Below are 19,319 nucleotides of genomic sequence, written 5' to 3' on the forward strand. Positions count from 1 at the left end.
GTGATGACGGTGCTACGGCCATATGAGGGACACCGCTGACCAGCAGTGGAACCATGATGAGGTGGACCGCAGCACGGATGGTGGCGGTGGACTGACCGCGACGGGGCGATTCTGTGATTCTTGCGGCGCGGAGTCCGGGCCAACGGCCAAGTTCTGCGCTGAATGTGGTGCGCGACTCGCCAAGGCTGTCCAGTCGGCTGAGTACAAGCAGGTGACGGTGCTGTTCGCCGATGTCGTTCATTCGATGGAGCTTGCGGCAACGGTGGGTGCGGAGCGGCTGCGCGAAATCATGGCACAGTTAGTCGACAAAGCCACTGCTGTGGTGCAGCGCTTTGGTGGGACGGTGGACAAGTTCACCGGCGACGGCATCATGGCGGTGTTTGGCGCACCGGTGGCTTTGGAGGACCACGCCGTGCGGGCCTGCCTCGCGGCGCTGGGCATCCAGGCGGAGATCAGCCGGATGGCCGTTGCGGTCAGCAATCGCGACCACGTCGAACTGGCTTTGCGGATCGGGCTGAACTCTGGTCAGGTCATCGCTGGGGAGGTCGGGTCAAAATCGTTGGGCTACACCAGTATTGGCGAGCAGGTAGGCATGGCTCAGCGGATGGAGGCGGGCGCTCCGTCGGGTGGGGTGATGCTCAGCGCATCGACAGTGCGGTTAGTTGATGGGGTAGCGGCTCTCGGCGAATCTGAGCTGATTCAGATCAAAGGTGTCGACGCGCCAGTACCCGCCCGTCGGTTGCTGGGGATGGGTGGAGGTCACCGTGCGGCCTGGCGTGCTGAATCCACTCTGGTCGGTCGGCGGCTGGAGATATCCGCCGTTACAGGCCTGTTGGACTGCGCCGTCGATGGTCAGGGCGCTGTGGTGGGCGTGGTCGGGCCGCCTGGCATCGGCAAAAGCCGTCTTGTGCGCGAGGTGGCGGCGCTGGCGGCCCGACAGGGCGTGGCGGTGTTCACCGCGCATTGCGAGTCGCACGAGAGCCAAATTCCATTTCAAGTCGTGGCGCGGCTGCTATGTGCGATCACCGGCGTCGATGGTTTTGAAGGGCAGCAGGCTCGCGATCGAGTGCGCGACCGGCTGAGCGACGCAGACCCACAGGACTTGGCCTTGCTCGATGACCTGCTGGGCATTGCCGACCCAGATGCTGCTCTACCGACCATCGATCCCGATGCGCGCCGGCGGCGGCTGACCGCATTGGTCAATGCCGCCTCCCTGGCCCGCAAAAGCCCGGCTGTCTACGTCATCGAAGACGTTCATTGGATTGACAAGGTCAGCGAGTCGATGCTGGCTGAGTTCCTCAGCGTGATCCCGCGAACTCCGTTGCTGGTGCTGGTTACGTATCGACCGGAGTATGGCGGCGCCCTGGCGCGGGCGCCTGGGGCTCAGACCGTCGCCCTTGCACCGCTAAGTGATTCAGAGACCGCGGCACTGGTCAGAGAACTACTCGGGCCAGACGGCTCGGTCCGGGGGCTGGGCCAGATGGTCGTTGAGCGGTCCGCTGGAAACCCATTTTTTGCCGAGGAGATCATGCGCGATCTGGCCGATCGTGATGTGCTGCGCGGCGCGCCGGGTGCATACGCGTTAACGAAAGGCACTACTGAGGTCAGTGTGCCGGCCACGTTGCAGGCGACTATCGCTGCGCGTATTGATCGTCTCGATCCGAACGCGAAACGCACGTTGAGCGCAGCGGCAGTCGTCGGCTCTCGTTTCGACCTAGACCTGCTGACCGTTCTGGGTGTCGAGCCAGTTGTCGATGACCTAGTCGTAGGCGAGTTCATCGATCAGGTCAGCTTCGCCAGGCAACCCGAGTATGTATTCCACCATCCGCTGATCCGTGCGGTGGCTTACGAATCGCAGCTCAAATCCGATCGAGCTGAGTTGCACCGGCGGGTTGCTGCCGCGATCGAAGCGCGCAAGCCGGAATCGATCGACGAAAACGCCGCGTTGATCGCGGATCATGTGGAGGCTGCAGGCGATCTGCACTCAGCGTTCGGATGGCACATGCGAGCCGGGAACTGGTCGACGCATCGCGACATCACCGGTGCGCGAATGAGTTGGGAGCGAGCCCGTCGCGTGGCTGACCAGGTGCCCGCCGAGGACGCCGGTCGCATTGCCATGCGCATCGCCCCCCGGACCTTGTTGTGCGCAACGATCTGGCGGGTCAGCGCAAGCCTCGACGACATTCGCTTCGACGAATTACGCGAATTGGCCACTGCTGCAGGCGATGCGAGATCACTAGTCATCGGCATGACAGGGCTTGTCAGTCTGATGCAGTTCTACGGGCAGTATGCAGAAGCCTCACGCTTGGCTTCGCACCATGTGGCACTGCTGGATTCGATCGGTGATCCCGAGCTGACTGTCGGCCTGTTGATGACGCCCATAATCGTCAAATGGTCCGTGGGTGAAGTCTCCGAAGCCATGGAGCTCAGCCAGCGCGCAATCGACACATCCCGAGGCGAACCCACTATGGGCAACATGATCGTGGGGTCGCCATTGGCGTTCGCATTGGTGATGCGGGCGTCGGCACGGTGCGCGCTGGGCATTCCCGGTTGGCGCCAGGACTTCGATGACGCCGTCGCGCTCGCCCGCAAAACCGACAAATTCACGTTCTGCGCTGTGGTCATGTTCAAGTACATCGCGACGCAGAGCTGGGCGCTGCAACCCGATGACGATGCGTTGCGAGACACTGCGGAGGCGTTGGAAATCGCCCAACAGTTCGGCGACGACTTCGCGCTCACTAATGCGGAATTCACGCGTGGGCTCGTCTTGGTGCGCCGTGAGGACGCTGACCGAAAGTTTGGTTTTGAACTACTGGACAGGGCTCGCCGAGTGGCGCTCGAGCATCGAAACATCATCGTTGCCGCCTGGTGCGCTGACATCGATTTCGCAGCAGAGAAAAGTCGAATCGGTGACTTCGACGGTGCTATCGCATTGTGCCGTGCCGTACTCGAGAACGAAATCCAGTCCGGCGAAATGAGCAATCGCGGTTGGTGCACCACCGTCCTCGTCGAAGCACTGCTCAACCGACATCGCGATGGAGATCTTGACGAAGCGCAGAATGCCATCGACAACCTAGCGGCAACACCGACCGAGCCTGGCTTCTTGTTCCACGAGCTTCCCCTGCTGCGGTTGAACGCACTGCTTGCCAAAGCTCGCGGGGATGCCGATCGCTATCGCGAGTTCTGCGAACGGTACCGCGCCCGCGCTGAATGGTCCGGTTTCGAGGGACACATTGCGCTTGCTCACGCGATGAGCTAACGGGTTGCAGGCCGTGCAGCGGCCGGTGCCGTAACCACCGTAAATGTCCCCGACGACTCCTCGGCGACGCGTTAAACGGCTATCTTTAGAAGACGCTTGAACGGGGGGCGGACTGGCGGAGGGTCGGATGACGGCCACAGCGGCGTGCCGAAAGTGCGGTACCGAGCCTCTAGCGAATGCGCGGTTTTGCCATAGCTGTGGCTCACCGATATCCGAGCCCGGCGCCCACGCGGAGTACAAGCAGGTCACGGTTCTGTTCGCCGACGTGGTCCACTCGATGGACATCGCGGCTGCCGTGGGAACGGAGCGGCTTCGCGAGATCATGGCCGACCTCGCCGACCGGTGCGCGGCAGTGGTCAAACGCTATGGCGGCACGGTGGACAAGTTCACCGGTGACGGGATCATGGCGGTGTTTGGCGCGCCGTCGGCACTGGAAGACCACGCCCTTCGTGCCTGCTTAGCGGCGTTAAGGGTTCAGGAGGATACGAAGCGGCTTGCCGTCGATGTCCAAAAGCACGACGGTGTGAAGCTGCAATTGCGGGTGGGACTGAACTCCGGTGAGGTGATCGCCGGTGAAATCGGTTCTGGGCCATTCGGTTACACCGCCGTTGGTGAGCAAGTCGGGATGGCACAACGGATGGAGTCCCTCGCCCCGGCCGGTGGGGTGATGCTCACCGAATCCACGGCGCGACTTGTTGAGGGCGTGGCGAGCCTGGGCGAGGCTGAGCTGGTTCAGATCAAGGGTTCCGACGTACCAGTGCCGGCTCATCTACTGCTGGGGGTGTCGGAGCGCGATCGCCGTGCCCGAGGTGCTGAGTCGGCGCTGGTCGGTCGGCGCAGAGAGATGGCCGTTGTGGAGGCTCTACTGCAACGCGCGATTGACGGTCATGGCTCGGTGGTCACGGTGGTGGGCTCCCCGGGGATCGGCAAGAGCCGCCTGGTGCGCGAGGTCGCCGTGCTCGCTGCGGTGCGGGGTGTTGAGGCGTTCGCGGCCTACTGCGAATCGCATGCCACCGACATCCCGTTTCAGGTGGTGGCTCGACTGTTGCGCGCAGCGACCGGAATTGGCGGGCTGGACGAGCCAGTGGCCCGTGAGCGGGTGCGGGCTCAAGCTTTTGATGCCGACCCCGAAGACGTGCTGCTGTTCAACGAGCTGCTGGGCATCGCAGCACCCGATGACGTTCTGGCCAAGATTGATCCGGATGCGCGGCGACGGCGCTTGACCGCGTTCGTGAACGCCGCCTTGTTGGCCCGGAAAAGCCCGGCGCTCTATGTGATCGAGGACGCCCACTGGATTGATGAGGTCAGCGAGTCGATGCTGGCCGCGTTCCTCACGGTGATCCCCCAGACGGCCACACTGGTACTGGTCACCTACCGCCCCGAATATCGGGGAGTGCTGAGCCGCGTTGCCGGTGCCGAATCCATAGCCCTCGCGCCACTGACTGATCAAGAGACCGCAGCATTGGTCTCGCAGCTGCTCGGGCCGGATCCCTCAGTCGCCGCGTTGGCCTCCGTGATCGCCGAGCGGGCCGCCGGTAATCCGTTTTTCGCCGAGGAGATGGTGCGGGATCTCGCTGAGCGTGCCGTGTTGCGAGGCAGCCGAAGCGTTTATGTCTCCACGGTCGACGCTGCCGAGATCACCGTGCCCGCCACTGTGCAGGCCACCCTCGCCGCTCGCGTTGACCGGCTGAACCCCAAAGCGAAACGCACCCTGAACGCTGCGGCGGTCATCGGTGCGAAATTCAGCCGGGACCTGTTGAAAACGCTGGGGATTGATCCTGTGCTGGAGGACCTGGTGGTGGGCGAGCTGATCGATCAGATCAGGTCTCAGCGACAGCCCGAGTACGTATTTCACCATCCGCTGATCCGCATGGTGGCCTACGAATCACAACTCAAGTCGGATCGTGCCGAGTTACATCGGCGGCTGGCAGCCGCAATCGAGGCCCGTAGCCCGATCACGCCTGATGAAAATGCTGCCCTGATCGCTGAACATCTGGAGGCTGCCGGTGATCTGCGCGCCGCCTACGGCTGGCAAATGCGTGCCGCAACATGGGCGACCAACCGTGACATCGCCGCCGCGCGATTGAGTTGGGAGCGGGCCCGAATCATCGCCGACGCACTACCCGCCGATGACCCGGATCGGGCGGCCATGCGCATCGTCCCGCGCACCATGTCATGCGGGACCGGCTGGCGAGTCCACGCCAATGTCGCGGGCGACCGCTTTGATGAATTGCGGGAGTTGTGCAGCGCCGCGGGGGACAAGGCGTCCCTTGGCATCGCGACGGCAGGGTTGGTAGTTGGCTACGCGCACCAGGACCGGGTGCGCGAGGCGTCGCAGCTGGCTTCGGAAGCCTGGGCGCTCGCTGAGTCGGTCGGAGAACCAACCTTGACCGTGGGTCTGTCCTTCCCGGTGATTTACGGCAAGATCGAGAGTGCCGAATGGCGTGACGTCTTGCGATGGTCACAGACCGTCATCGATCTGGCCGACGGTGATCTCTCGAAAGGCAACTTCCTAGTCGGGTCTCCGTTGGTGCTCGCCGTTGCGTCGCGGGGGATGGCTCGTTACTTTTTGGGCCGTCCCGGATGGTCGGAAGACCTGCGGCACGGCCTGGCTATGGCCCGCCGCGCTGATCCCGCGTCGTATGCCGGGGTCGTCGGCTATGTCTACTTGCTGGGAATACCGTTTGGCGTGCTGAGGCCCGATGACCGTGCGCTGCACGAGATCGAGGATGCACTACGAGTCGCCGAGCGATCCAGTGATGACGTCGTGGTGCGCTTTACCCAGGCGGCGTTAGGCGTTGCCCTGGTGCACCGCGACACCCTCGTCGAGCGTGCCCACGGAGAGCAGCTGTTGGCCGAGGTAAGCGAAGTGTTTCTGAACCGAGGACACAACCTTTGCGATTTGCCCCTCGCCCAGGTCTACTCAGCTCGTGAGACTGCCAATCAGGGAGATCGCGATGCCGCCATATCGGTGATACGCGCCGTCGCCGACCATCTGTTCCGCGAGAGATATCTGCTGTTATGGAGCATTCCCGTGACGGCTGTTCTGGTGGAGACACTGCTCGATCGCGAGGCCGACGGTGACGTGACCGATGCCGAGGCCGCGATTGACCGGCTGGCGAGCGCATCAGCCGATGGGGCCCTGATGCTGTGCGACGTCTGGTTGTTGCGGCTGCGGGCGATGCTGGGCCGGGCCCGTGGTGATGGCGCCGCTTACACGCGCTTCCGGGATGACTACCGTGGCATGGCGAAAACGCTTGGCTACGAGGGACATATCGAATGGTCCGAGGCGATGCCGTGACGGCGGCCGCATACGCTGCGCATCAACTCGGTCCGCTAAAACGTGTCGACGTGCTCGATGCTGACGAACATGCCGTGGCCGGTGCGCTCATTGGTGAAACGGGTGCCCTTCTCGGAGGCATCGATCGTCCAGCCCTGCGCGTCATAGGTGCGGTACTCGATGGTCACGGTAGGGATGTCGCCCAGATTGCCCAGCACCCACTGCACGTCCCCGCTGGCGGTGACATTGACGCCGTTGGCGTGCTCACCGTCCTTGATCGGCGAGTTGGTGAACTGCGCTTCGCAACCCACCGTGTCTGTCGCGATCTGGCAGCGTGTCTGACCGGATTTGGTCTCGATGAAGACGTAGCCATTCTGGTCGGGCGGTAGCGCAATAGCGCCGCCCGGCGCGGTCGGGCTCGGTGACGGGCTGGGCATTGGCGGCTTCGCCGTCGGCCGGAGTGACGGCCTGGCGGTCGGGAACGACGGTTCGGGCGCTCCTGCGCCCGGGACCGCCACGGGCTTGCCGTCGGTAGACGTGCTGCAGCCGGGGGCCAGCAGCGCGGCCAGCAGCCAGGCGCCGATCAGACCGAGCTTCGCTCTGCGCACAGACATATCGGAATCAGCCTACGTACGAAGTGATGCAAGTGACTGCAGTGACGCACCTTGGGCAGCGGTGTTCATGCGGGCATCCTGCGCGTCCTGGTTCAGTAGTGTCCGCCTAATGGACATTTCGTGTGCGTTCGCAACCTCGTCCGAGACTCCCGCGCACGTGGAGCTGGCTGAAGCGCTTGGCTACCAGCGTGCCTGGCTTTACGATTCGCCGGCCCTCTACCCGGACGTGTGGATGGTGCTCACCCGGTGTGCGGAGCGTACGTCACGCATCGGTCTTGGACCGGCAGTACTTGTCCCCAGCCTGCGCCATCCGATGGTGAACGCTGCCGCGATCGCTGAGATGGTCGGCCTGGCGCCTGGACGGGTGGCGGTGGCGATCGGCTCCGGCTTTACCGGTCGATTCACCCTCGGCCAGCGGCCGATGCCGTGGCGGCACGTCGCCGACTACGTCCGGTGCCTGAGGGCTCTTCTCGCGGGCGAAACCGCCGAATGGCAGGGGGCGGCGGTGCGCATGATGCACCCGCCGGGCTTCGGCGCCGAGCGGCCGGTTGACGTGCCGATCCTGATCGGCGCCGACGGCCCAAAGGGTCTGGCCGTGGCGGCCGAACTAGGCGACGGCGTGTTCTCCGCCGCGCTGCCCCAACCCGATGCGGCGAAGGTGTCCGCGTGGCGGGCGCTACTGGCGTTCGGCACCGTGCTCGACGAGGGGGAGGACCTGACTTCTCCTCGGGTCGCGGACGCCGCGGGTCCCGGGACGGTCGTGCTGTATCACGCCAGCTACGAACGCGGCGGCGCTGATGCGGTTGACGCACTACCCGGTGGGCGCGCATGGCGCGAGGCGATCGAGGCCTGTCCGGAGAATGAGCGGCATCTGGCGATCCACGATGGGCATCTGGTAAGGGCCAACACGCGCGACGAGCCCCACGTCGCCGACCTCCTCCCGCTTGCCAGCTCGACGGCGCTGACCGGCAGCGCCGAGCAGATCATGGACAAGATCGCCAGGCTCGCCGCGGCCGGCGTCACCGAGCTCGCCTACCAGCCGGCCGGATCCGATATCCCGCGCGAACTAAAGGCTTTCGCAACCGCTGTTGGTCTGCCGGGCTGATCCGCTGCCGGGCCCGACATCGACTCGGCGGCGCGGTGAACGGCGTTGACGATGCCCTGATAGCCGGTGCAGCGGCAGAAGTTGCCGGATAGACCCTCGCGGATCTCGGTGTCCGTGGGCTGCGGGTTGTCGCGCAGCAGCGCGGTAATCGACATAACGAAACCCGGTGTGCAGAAACCACATTGCAGGCCGTGGCATTCACGCAGTGCCGATTGCACCGGCGACAGCTCACCGGCGGGGGAGGCGACGCCTTCGACCGTCGTCACCTCCATGCCGTCGGTCTGGACGGCGAAGATCAGGCAGGACCGCACCGCCGCCCCGTCGAGCAGCACCGTGCACGCGCCGCAGGCGCCGTGCTCGCAGCCCAGGTGGGTCCCTGTCAGCCCGCAACGTTCGCGCAGATAGTCGGCCAGCGTCAGCCGGGGCTCGACGATCGCTTCGGTCGGGTGCCCGTTGACCGATACGCGGACCGGCAATTCATTCATCGCGTGCCTCCTGAATCGCCTGAGTCCAGGCGCGCCCCACCATCGTGGCGCCCACTCTGGTTCGGTATGCAGCCGATCCCTGCAGGTCGGCGGGAACATCGTCGAGATCGGCCATGGCCAGTTCACCGATCTGCTGCGACGTGATGTCGTCGACGGGACGGCCGAGCACCGCTTGCTCGGCGGCCGAGGCCCGCACTGGAGTGGACCCGAGCCCAAGCAGCCCGATACCGCACCGGCCGATCCGGTTGTCGTCGTCGAGCTGGACGGCCACCGCGGCGCCGGCGATCGCGAAGTCGCCATGGCGGCGCGCGAATTCCTCGATGGCGAACCCGGATCGACTGCCCCACACCGGAAAGCGCACGGCGGTCAGTATTTCGCCGGACTCCAGCGAGTTCTCCCACAGCCCGGTGAAAAAGTCGTCGGCGGCGATCTCCCGGGTGCCAGTCGACGACACCGCTTCCATCTGGGCGCCGAGCGCCAGCGCCACCGCGCCGTACTCTGCCGCGGGATCGGCGTGGGCGATCGAACCGCCGAGGGTGCCCCGGCTGCGGATCTGGAAGTGCCCGATCAACGGCGTGGCCCGGGTGAGCAACGGAACCGAATCGGCGACCTCGTCGTCCATCCCGACCAATGCGTGCGGGGTCGCCGCACTGATCCGCACCTCCTCGCCGCACAGGTCGATGCCCACCAACTCGTCGACACGCGAGATGTCGACGAGGTTCTCGAAATAGGTCAGGCGCATCGCCAGCATCGGCACCAGGCTCTGCCCGCCGGCCAGGATCTTCGCCTCGTCGCCATACTCGTCGAGCAGGCCCACCGCCTCCTTGACCGACTCAGGACGGTGATAAGCGAAGGGGGCAGCTTTCATGACAGCAGCCGGACCAAAGCGGCCTGCAGATCCTCGGCCAGCACTGGATGCGCACGCATCCGCCGGTTCCGGCGGCCCAGGAGAAACCCGAGCGCCGTCCCGGCGGCAAGACCGGCGAGTATCGGCATGGCCCGCTTAGCCAGCGGAAACGCGACCACCTTGAGAAGGTCGACCGAATCGGTCGTGGCATCCTGCGCCGCGGATACGGACGTCATTGTCGCCGAGAAGGTTTCAGCGCCTGCTTGGCCGCCGAGTAAGTCGGCCTCGAGCCGTTTGGCGAACTGGGCGATCAGGTTAGTGGACACATCGGCCAATACCCCGCGGCCGAACTGTGCCGCTTTGCCCGAGATGGTCAGGTCGGTGGTGATGACGACGGCAGTCGCCGCTCCCTCGTCTTTGAGCTGGGCGGTCACCACCGCCGCGGCGTTGCCGTTGCCGCGGGTCTCTTTGCCGTTGGCTTTGAGTACCACCCGCTGGGCGGCCGCGTCCTTTTCCTGGAAGGAGGCGAACCCCTGGTAGGACACGGTGATTGGGCCCACCTTGACCTTGACCGCGCCGGTGAACTCGTCGCCGTCGACGCTCAGCAGAGTGGCGCCGGGCAGACAGGGGGCAACCCGTTCGACGTCGGTGAGCACCTCCCACGTCTTGGCCGGCGGTACCGCGACACGAAATTCGTTGTTGAGCTCCAACTTCGGGGTCCTTACTTGTCGTGAGCTTGCTCGAGCAGCGAAACGATCGACGCCGGGCTGGCGGGCAGATGGGTCAGCGTCACGCCCAACGGCGCCAGTGCGTCGTTGATCGCGTTGATCACGGCCGGTGACGATCCGATGGCCCCGCCCTCGCCGACGCCCTTGTAGCCGCCGACGCCGGGGCCGGGAATTTCGACGTGGCCGAACTCGATCGGCGGCACCTCGGTGGCCGTCGGCAACAGGTAGTCGACGAACGTCGACGACAGCGGGTTGCCGTCGTCGTCGTAGACCAGGTTTTCCATCAGCGCGCCGCCGATCCCCTGCACTGTCCCGCCGGCGATTTGGCCTTCCACCACATTGGGATTGATCATCGGGCCGACGTCTTCGCTGACGATGTAGCGCAGCAGTTTGACGTGACCGGTTTCCACGTCGACCTCGCAGGTGCAGGCGTGGGTGGCGTTGGCCCAGTGGATCGGCGCCTGCGAGGTGAAGCGTGCAGTCGCCTCCAACGACGCCGACGTCCCCGGCGGCAGTTGCTGCGGCTCGTAGTAGGCGCGGTACGCCAGATCGGCGAAGCTCACGCTCTTTCCGGGATCGTCGTGCACGGTGGCGCGTGAATTCGCCAGTTCCACATCCGTTTCCGCCACGCCGAGATAGTGCGCAGCCATCGCCACCACCTGCGTGCGCAGCATGCCGCCGGCCTGGTCGACCGCCCCGGCCGTCATCGGACCGCTGCGGCTGCCCTGGGTTCCCGCCCCGTACGGCGTGACCGCGGTGTCGCCCTGGATGCACGCCACGTCGGCGATGTCGGCGCCCAGCGCGTCGGCGGTCAACTGGACGACGGTGGTTTCGATGCTGTTGCCGGTGGAGCCGCCGTTGACGTAGACGTTGATCTTGCCGGTCGACTCGATTCGGATGGTGGCGCCCTCGGTGGCCAGATGGCCGGTGGCCGCACCGGTCGGCTCGATGTAGGCCGAAAACCCAAGTCCGATATAGCGTCCCTGCGCCAGTGCCTCGCGCTGCTCTTTGCGAAAGCCTTCGTGGTCAAGGATCTTCACCGCCTGCTCGAACGTGTCGTTCGGGGCCACGTGGTCATAGGGCATGCCGTTGGGGTTGAAGTACGGCATCTCATCACCGCGAAGGATGTTGCGCCGGCGCAGCTCCACCGGATCCATGTTCATTTTGCGGGCGGCGATGTCGAGCAGGATCTCGCGCGCCAGCGTTTCGTACTGCCACGGCCCGCGATAGGCCGCCAGGCCGGCGGTGTTGGAGAACACCGTCTTGTAGTTGAAGCTGGACTTGGGCACCCGGTAGGGACCGGGGAAGAACATGCCGATCGCGGCGGTGGTCAACACCGGATACGGCGTGGGATAGGCGCCGATGTCCTGAGCGAAGTCGATGTCGGCTGCCAGCAGGGTGCCGTCATCGTCGAAAGCCATTCGGGCTCTGCCGTCGACGTGACGTGCCTGCCCGGCCGACATCAGGTTCTCGCGGCGGTCCTCGATCCACTTCAGCGCCGCCGGCACTTTGCGCGCTGCCAGCATGATGCACATGTCTTCGCGCATCGGCACCACCTTCTGGCCGAAGCCGCCGCCGGTGTCGCGCATGATGACCCGGACCCGCTGCGCCGGAACGCCCAGCAGGCGCGCGGCGAATGCCCGCAGCTCGTGCGGCGTCTGGGTGGATGCCCAGACGGTGAGTTCATCGGCCGCAGACGACCATTCGACGACCATGCCGCGCGTCTCAATCGGCACCGGCAGATAAATCTGCTGATAGACATTCTCGGAGACCACGCATGCGGCGGCCGCAAACGTCTCCTCGTCCGGCGGTGCTCCGGCCATCCCGCCCGCGACGTTGTCGGGATACGCCTCGTGGACCACGACGTCGGAGCCTTGAGCGGCGGTGAAGTCGGCGATCGCAGGCAGTGGCTCGTAGTCGACCTCGACCAGTTCGACCGCGTCTTCGGCGACATACCGGTTTTCGGCGACGACGAGGGCAACCGGGTCGCCGACGAACTTGACCTCCCCCTCGGCCAGCGGCGGGCGCGGCGTGTCCGGGACATCTTTGCCGGCTACCGCGTGCCAGGCTTCCTTGACGCACGGGTTGAGGTCGGCCGCGACGAACACTGCCCGCACGCCTGGCAGCGCCAGCGCCGCCGCGGTGTCGATGCCGTTGATGCGGGCGCGGGCAAACGGGCTGCGCACGAAACAGCCGTGCAGCATGCCCGGCCGCGAGACGTCGTCGACGAACGTGCCCCGGCCGGTGAGCAACCGGGTGTCCTCGACCCGATGCACCCGGGTACCGGCATATCGAGGGGTGACGGTGCGTTGCGCCAGGTCAGCCATGCCATCGCTCCATCTCGATTCAGCAGGTTATCGCGTTATGAGAAGTGCAATGTCATCATATGAGAGTGCGGTTATCACAGTCGATAGCCCGTGCGCCACGGAGTGGTCGTGCGTGACGTCTTGCCGGAGTTGACCTCGATCTGGAGAACCGGTGGCATCGCGGGTGTCGCCACCGTGGTGCGCACGCTGGGCTCGTCGCCGCGTCCGGCGGGTGCGGCGATGATGGTTGCGCCGAACGGAGCGGTCGCCGGTTCGGTGTCCGGCGGGTGTGTCGAGGCGGCGGTCTATGACTTGGCCACCGAGGTGGCGCGCGCCGGACGACCCGAACTGCAGCGCTACGGCATCAGCGCTGACGATCCGTTCGCTGTCGGCCTGACCTGCGGCGGGGAAATCGACATCTTCGCCGAGCCGATCTCCCGGCACACCTTTCCGCAATTACAGGTGGTGGCCGATCGCATCGCCACCCACCGCCCCACCGCGGTGGCCACCGTGATCGCCCACCCCGACCCCGGCCGACTGGGTTGCCGGATGGTCATCACGGCCGATTCGCTCGACGGCTCGCTGGGGTCGGCGCGGACCGACGCCGCCGTCGCCGATGACGCCCGCGGCATGTTGGCCGCCGGACGCACCGGCGTGCTGACCTACGGCCCGGACGGCGAACGCCAGGACGTCGGCATGGACGTGTTCGTGGCCAGCCACGCACCACCGCCCCGGATGCTGATCTTCGGGGCCATCGACTTCGCGGCGGCGCTCGCACGACAGGGTGCCTTCCTCGGATATCGGGTCACGGTGTGTGACGCTCGCCCGGTGTTCGCCACCCGGGCCCGATTCCCGACCGCCGACGACATCATCGTCGACTGGCCCGACCGCTGCCTGCGCTCGCAGTCCGCGCAGGGCGCGATCGACGCGCGAACCGTCGTCTGCGTGCTCACCCACGATCCCAAGTTCGACGTACCGCTACTCCAGGTGGCACTGCGGCTTCCCGTTGTCGGCTATGTCGGTGCGATGGGTTCGCGTCGCACCCACGACGACCGGCTGGATCGACTGCGTGCGGCCGGACTGACCGAAGCCGAACTCGACCGGCTCGCCGGCCCGATCGGCCTGGATCTCGGTGCCCGCACTCCGGAGGAAACCGCGGTGTCGATCGCCGCCGAGATCATCGCCCGGTGTTCGGGCGGTGGCGGACGACCGCTGACCGAGGTCGACGGCCGCATCCACCACGACATGGGGCCATGAAAACCGCGGGCGTGCTGCTGGCGGCCGGCGCCGGCCGACGCTACGGCAAGCCGAAGATTCTGGTCGACGGCTGGCTGGAGATCGCGGTGCGGGCGCTGCGCGGCGGCGGATGTGACGACGTCGTGCTGGTGCTCGGCGCCGCCCAGGTGCCCGCCCCCGCTGGTGTCACCGCGGTCACCGCACACGACTGGCAGGACGGGCTGAGCGCATCGGTGCGCATCGGTTTGGCCGCCGCTGATCGGCTGCGGGCCGACTACGCCGCGCTGCACGTCGTCGACACTCCCGACGTCGGGGGCGACGTGGTGAGCCGAGTCCTGCAGCGGGCGTTGGCATCTCGCGGGGGGCTGGCACGCGCGACGTTCGGCAATCGGCCCGGCCACCCCGTCGTCATCGCACGCCGGCACTGGCCCGAGGTACTGGCCAGCGTCAGCGGAGACACCGGCGCAGGCGCCTACTTGCGCGACCGCTCGGATGTCGAGAACGTCGACTGCAGCGACCTGGCCACCGGGTGCGACATCGACGAACCCGCCTGAACCCGCCGGTACGGTACTGGACAGTACTAAATGACGGACTCTATTGTGGGCGCTGTGACCCAGGTTGCCGACTGCGCAGCGGACCCTTCGCCGTGGTCGCCGCGCGAAACCGAGTTGCTTGCGGTGACGTTGCAATTGCTGCAGGAACACGGCTATGACCGACTGACGGTGGATGCTGTCGCGGCCACCGCCCGGGCGAGCAAGGCCACCGTGTACCGGCGTTGGCCGTCGAAAGCCGAACTGGTGTTGGCCGCACTCATCGAGGGGATCCGCCAAGTCGCCGTCCCACCCGACACCGGCACGCTACGTGGCGATTTGCTGCGATTGGGCGAGCTGGTCGCCCAGGAGACTCGCCAGCATGCCAGCACCATTCGCGCGGTGCTGGTCGAGACGTCGCGCAACCCCGCGCTCAACGCGGTCATGCAACACGAATTCGTCGACCAGCGGAAGGCCCTCGTCCGGCACGTGCTGCAGCAGGCTGTCGATCGCGGTGAGATCGCCAGCGCTGCGATCAACGACGAACTTTGGGATCTGCTGCCCGGCTACCTGATCTTCCGATCTGTCGTCCAGGACCGGCCCGCCAACCCGCAGACGGTGCAAACCCTCGTCGACGACGTCATCCTGCCCAGCCTCACCCGGTAGCGCGGCCAGCTGCCGACATCCGACTGTATACGGCATCGTCTCTTGTGCGGTCCGGTCCGGTACCGTACTGTTCTCCTAGGTTTCCTGCTTAATACAGCGACGATGACCTCGGCGTCACCGGTGATCGAAAGGCCAACGGGTGAAGCAGCTTTCAGTCTTCGGCCTGGTCAGGCGCTGGTGGATGGTGCTGATCACCGTCGGGTTGGTGGCGCTCGCGGGTTTCGGCGTGTATCGGCTGCACGGCATCTTCGGCTCGCACAACGACACCTCCACTCCGAGTGGCGTCTTGAATGACACCGTTCCGTTTAATCCGAAGCGCGTGGTCTACGAGGTCTTCGGTGACCCGGGGACTGTGGCCACCATCAACTACCAAGACATCCACGCGGTGCCGCAGCGAGTCGACCACGCTCCGCTGCCGTGGAAATACGAGGACACCACTACCGACCCCGCGGTCATCGCCAACCTGACCGCGCAAGGCAACAGCAGCACGCTCGGCTGCCGCATCATCATCAACGACGAGGTCAAGGACGAGAGGACCGTCAACGAAGTGAACGCCTACACCTACTGCCTCGACAAATCCGGATGAGTAACGACCACGCCCCGCGGCGCTTCGTGCCGCATACCATCCGCCGGCTTGCCGTGCCGATCATCATGCTGTGGGTCGGCGTTGCTGCCCTCACCAACATTGCGGTACCGAATCTGGAGACCGTGGCCAAGGCGCATCAGGTGGGCATGAGTTCCCCGAGCGCGCCGGCGCTGCAGGCGATGAAACACATCGGCAAGGTGTTCCAACAATTCGACTCTGACAGCGCGGCCATGATCGTGCTGGAGGGGGATAAGCCCCTCGGCGACGACGCCCATCGGTTTTATGACACCCTGATCCATCGGCTTGAGCAGGACACCAAGCACGTCGAGCACATCCAGGATTTCTGGGGCGATCCGCTGACGGCGTCGGCCTCTCAGAGCAACGACGGCAAGGCCGCGTTGGTTCAGGTGTACCTGGCCGGTAATCAAGGTGACGCGCTAGCGGGCGAGTCGGTCGACGCGGTTCGCGGCGTCGTCGATCACACGCCGCCGCCGGAGGGCGTCAAGGCTTATGTGACCGGCGCGGCGCCGCTGATCACCGATCAGTTCGAGGTTGGCAACAAGGGCATCGTCAAGGTCACGCTGATCACTTTGGTGGTGATCGTGATGATGTTGCTGTGGGTTTATCGTTCCGTCGTCACCACCATGCTGGTGCTTGTCACGGTCCTCGTCGAACTGGCTGCGGCGCGGGGAGTCGTGGCCGTGCTGGGGAACTCCGGTTTGATTGGGCTTTCGACGTTCTCGGTCAATATCCTCACGCTGCTGGCGATCGCCGCCGGCACGGATTACGCGATCTTTGTCCTGGGCCGGTATCACGAGGCGCGCGGAGCCGGCGAAGACCGAGAAACGGCCTTCGACACGATGTTTCACGGCACCGCGCACGTCGTGTTGGGTTCGGGCCTGACGATCACCGGCGCGGTGTATTGCCTGACGTTCGCGCGGCAGCCCTATTTTCAGTCGATGGGCGTCCCCTCTGCGGTGGGGATGCTGGTTTCGGTGCTGACCGCGCTGACTCTGGCGCCCGCCATGCTTGCGGTGGCCAGCCGGTTCGGTCTCCTCGAACCCAAAGTCACCATGAGGACCCGGGGATGGCGGCGTATCGGCACCGCCATCGTGCGCTGGCCGGCACCTATCCTCGTGGTGACAATCGCGGTCGCGCTTGTCGGTCTGCTCGCGCTACCGGGATATAAAACGAGTTACGACTCCAAGCCATACTTGCCTGCCGAAACCCCGGCCAAGATCGGGTATGCGGCCGCAGAGCGCCACTTCTCACAGGCCCGGCTGAATCCCGAGTTGCTGATGGTCGAGGCGGATCACGACCTGCGCAACCCGGCTGACATGCTCGTCTTGGAGCGGGTCGCCAAAAGCATCTTCCATACGCCGGGTATCGCGAAGGTGCAGGCGATTACCCGGCCGTTGGGGACACCGCTCGACCACAGCTCGATACCGTTTCAGCTCAGCCAGCAAAGCGTCGGTCAGGTCATGAACCTGAAATACCAAAAAGACCGGGCCGCCGACTTGCTCAAGCAGGCCGGCGAGCTGAGAAAAACGATCGACATCTTGCAGCAGCAATATGCACTCCAACAGCAGACTGCCGCTGCTACGCATGAGCAGACCCAAAGCTTTCATGACACGATCGGCACGATCACTGACCTGAGAGACAAGATCGCGAATTTCGAAGACTTCTTCCGGCCCATTCGCAGCTACTTCTACTGGGAAAAGCACTGCTACGACATCCCCGTCTGTTTCGCACTGAGAAACGTCTTCGATGCCATCGACGGCATCGACGAACTCACGGAGCAGTTCGAAGCCATCACGGCGTCTCTGGATAAATTGGATGCGCTCCAGCCGCAACTGGTGGCGCTGATCCCACCCCAAATCCAGAGCCAGATGACGAATCTGGAGCTGACGCTGTCCAACTACGCGACCAACTCGGGGATCAATAATCAGTCGGCCTTTGCGAATGACAATCCGGCCGCAATGGGGCAAGCCTTCGACAAGGCCAAAACCGATGACTCCTTCTACTTGCCTCCGGAGGTGTTCTCGAACCCCGATTTCAAGCGGGGCGTGAAACTCTTCATGTCACCGGACGGCAAGGCCGCTCAGATGATCATCACCCATGACGGTGATCCCGCGACGCCCGAGGGAATCTCGCATGTCGACCCGATCAAGAAAGCAGCGAAAGAGGCCGTGAAGGGAACTCTTTTGGAGGGCTCCCACATCTATCTCGCCGGAACCGCGGCGACCTATAAGGACATCCAGGACTCCGTCAAATACGACCTGATGATCGTCGGGATCGCCGCGCTGAGCCTGATCCTGCTCATCATGATGTTCATCACCCGAAGCCTGGTCGCCGCGATCGTCATCGTCGGCACGGTGGCGCTGTCGTTGGGCGCATCATTCGGGCTCTCGGTGCTGGTTTGGCAGGACATCCTCGGGATGCAGTTGTACTGGGTTGTTTTGGCGCTGGCCGTCATCCTGCTGTTGGCGGTCGGATCCGACTACAACCTGCTGCTGATCTCCCGGTTCAAAGAAGAGATCGGCGCGGGGTTGAAGACGGGCATCATCCGCGCGATGGCCGGCTCCGGTTCGGTGGTCACTACTGCCGGCCTGGTGTTTGCCGCCACCATGTCGTCGTTCGCCTTCAGCGCGTTGGTGATTCTCGGACAAGTCGGTACCACGATTGCGCTGGGCCTGCTGTTCGATACCCTGATCGTCCGCTCGTTCATGACGCCGTCCATCGCAGCGCTACTGGGGCGCTGGTTCTGGTGGCCGCAGCGGGTGCGGCCGCGCCCGGCCAGTCAGATGCTGCAGCCTTACGGATCACGCCCCGCGGTGCGTCAACTGCTGCTCTGGGACGACCCGGAGGAGGAGGACGCAGCACTATCGAGTGTGAATGCTGGGAGTCGAGTGTGAATCCAGGGCGGGATTTTTGCCGACGGCCGTCCCTGAGTACACACTCAAATCCCTGATTACACAGTCGGTTTCGAGCTAAGCCGAGGATGCAGCGGCATCCGCGATCAGCGTCTCAGCGGCCGGGCCGAACATCGTCTGCTTGATCGCCCCCAGCGTGCCGGGATCCTTCCCGCCGAGCGGCCGCAGCAGGTCAACTGCAGCGTCGGTAACTGCACCCTCGGGTGCGGTCGCATCGACCATGCCGTGGCTCGCCGCGTCCTCCCCGCCGAAGCGCCGTCCGGTGGTCATCGAGGCGACCGCCGCCTGCGGGGTGAGTTTGGCCTGGATCAGCGCGGCCATGCCGGGAGTGAACGGAATGCGGATATCCGCTTCGGGAAAGCAGAAGTAGCCGCGGTCGGCCCGCATCACCCGAAAGTCGTGTGCCAGGGCCAACATTGCTCCGGCACCGAACGCGTGGCCGACCAGAGCGGCCGCAGTGGGAATCGGCAGCGTCAATACCCGGGCCAGCATAGCCTGCACCTGCCCGACGTACCACTGGGTCTGCTCACCATGGGCGGCCAGCCAGTCCAGATCCAGCCCGTTGGTGTAGAACTTGCCGCCTGCTGTGGTGACCAGGCCAGCTGCTCCGGAACCGATGATTTCGTCGAGGTGGGAGTTCACCTCCTCGAGAAACACGGGTGAGAACCGGTTTTCGTCGTCGCCGAGATTGAGGACGGCGATCTTGTCTCGGTAGGTCAGGCTGATGGCCACGGCATCATCCTT

The 19,319-nt window shown here is 65.0% G+C and carries 14 protein-coding genes; 8 read left to right on the forward strand and 6 right to left on the reverse strand.

All coding sequences use genetic code 11. The features are described 5' to 3' along the window. The first annotated feature begins 22 nt into the window (after positions 1-22). Complete coding sequence (locus AC5Y42_RS00550; protein ID WP_499894941.1) at positions 23-3,259, forward strand: AAA family ATPase; 3,237 nt, start codon at positions 23-25, stop codon at positions 3,257-3,259. Positions 3,260-3,386: 127 nt separating this feature from the next. Continuing rightward, positions 3,387-6,560 (forward strand): adenylate/guanylate cyclase domain-containing protein, encoded by a 3,174-nt coding sequence (locus AC5Y42_RS00555; protein WP_499894942.1) that lies wholly within the window; start codon positions 3,387-3,389, stop codon positions 6,558-6,560. Positions 6,561-6,595: 35 nt separating this feature from the next. Here AC5Y42_RS00555 and AC5Y42_RS00560 read toward each other — a convergent pair whose 3' ends face one another. Next, entirely contained in the window at positions 6,596-7,153 is a 558-nt protein-coding gene (locus AC5Y42_RS00560) for a hypothetical protein (RefSeq protein WP_499894943.1), read from the reverse strand. Positions 7,154-7,262: 109 nt separating this feature from the next. Between AC5Y42_RS00560 and AC5Y42_RS00565 the strand changes: the two genes are divergently transcribed. Continuing rightward, entirely contained in the window at positions 7,263-8,258 is a 996-nt protein-coding gene (locus tag AC5Y42_RS00565; protein ID WP_499894946.1) for an LLM class flavin-dependent oxidoreductase, read from the forward strand. Here AC5Y42_RS00565 and AC5Y42_RS00570 read toward each other — a convergent pair. From AC5Y42_RS00570 to AC5Y42_RS00585, 4 genes are read right to left on the reverse strand one after another with little or no spacing between them, the layout of a single operon-like run. After that, complete coding sequence (locus AC5Y42_RS00570; RefSeq protein ID WP_499894948.1) at positions 8,186-8,743, reverse strand: (2Fe-2S)-binding protein; 558 nt, start codon at positions 8,741-8,743, stop codon at positions 8,186-8,188. The genes AC5Y42_RS00565 and AC5Y42_RS00570 overlap by 73 nt on opposite strands. Beyond that, positions 8,736-9,611, reverse strand: a complete 876-nt coding sequence (locus tag AC5Y42_RS00575) for an FAD binding domain-containing protein (RefSeq protein WP_499894950.1) — start codon at positions 9,609-9,611, stop codon at positions 8,736-8,738. Before AC5Y42_RS00575 ends, AC5Y42_RS00570 begins: the two co-directional genes overlap by 8 nt. After that, a complete protein-coding gene (locus tag AC5Y42_RS00580; protein WP_499894951.1) occupies positions 9,608-10,300 on the reverse strand; it encodes an SRPBCC family protein in 693 nt (230 codons plus the stop codon). Before AC5Y42_RS00580 ends, AC5Y42_RS00575 begins: the two co-directional genes overlap by 4 nt. An 11-nt stretch (positions 10,301-10,311) precedes the next feature. Beyond that, entirely contained in the window at positions 10,312-12,645 is a 2,334-nt protein-coding gene (locus AC5Y42_RS00585; protein WP_499894953.1) for a xanthine dehydrogenase family protein molybdopterin-binding subunit, read from the reverse strand. Between the two features lie 108 nt (positions 12,646-12,753). Between AC5Y42_RS00585 and AC5Y42_RS00590 the strand changes: the two genes are divergently transcribed. The 5 genes from AC5Y42_RS00590 to AC5Y42_RS00610 all read left to right on the forward strand — a co-directional run bounded on the left by AC5Y42_RS00590 (position 12,754) and on the right by AC5Y42_RS00610 (position 18,557). Then, positions 12,754-13,881, forward strand: coding sequence for an XdhC family protein (locus AC5Y42_RS00590; protein WP_499894955.1), 1,128 nt, complete (start codon positions 12,754-12,756; stop codon positions 13,879-13,881). Then, positions 13,878-14,414: a nucleotidyltransferase family protein gene (locus tag AC5Y42_RS00595; protein WP_499894957.1), complete on the forward strand. Its 537-nt coding sequence runs from the start codon at positions 13,878-13,880 to the stop codon at positions 14,412-14,414. The genes AC5Y42_RS00590 and AC5Y42_RS00595 overlap by 4 nt, the downstream gene beginning before the upstream one ends. Before the next feature lie 42 nt (positions 14,415-14,456). Further along, the gene (locus AC5Y42_RS00600; protein ID WP_499895802.1) at positions 14,457-15,056 is read left to right on the forward strand and encodes a TetR/AcrR family transcriptional regulator; all 600 of its coding nucleotides are present in this window, start codon (positions 14,457-14,459) and stop codon (positions 15,054-15,056) included. 181 nt (positions 15,057-15,237) lie between these two features. After that, positions 15,238-15,642 carry an MmpS family transport accessory protein gene (locus AC5Y42_RS00605; protein WP_499895804.1) on the forward strand — a complete coding sequence of 135 codons (405 nt, stop codon included), beginning with the start codon at positions 15,238-15,240 and terminating at the stop codon, positions 15,640-15,642. After that, positions 15,639-18,557 (forward strand): MMPL/RND family transporter, encoded by a 2,919-nt coding sequence (locus AC5Y42_RS00610; RefSeq protein ID WP_499894959.1) that lies wholly within the window; start codon positions 15,639-15,641, stop codon positions 18,555-18,557. The genes AC5Y42_RS00605 and AC5Y42_RS00610 overlap by 4 nt, the downstream gene beginning before the upstream one ends. 75 nt (positions 18,558-18,632) lie before the next feature. On the opposite strand, the gene AC5Y42_RS00615 is transcribed toward AC5Y42_RS00610, so the two are convergent. Continuing rightward, positions 18,633-19,307: an enoyl-CoA hydratase-related protein gene (locus AC5Y42_RS00615; RefSeq protein ID WP_499894960.1), complete on the reverse strand. Its 675-nt coding sequence runs from the start codon at positions 19,305-19,307 to the stop codon at positions 18,633-18,635. Positions 19,308-19,319 lie beyond the last annotated feature (12 nt).

Source organism: Mycobacterium sp. NGS48 (assembly GCF_059812585.1).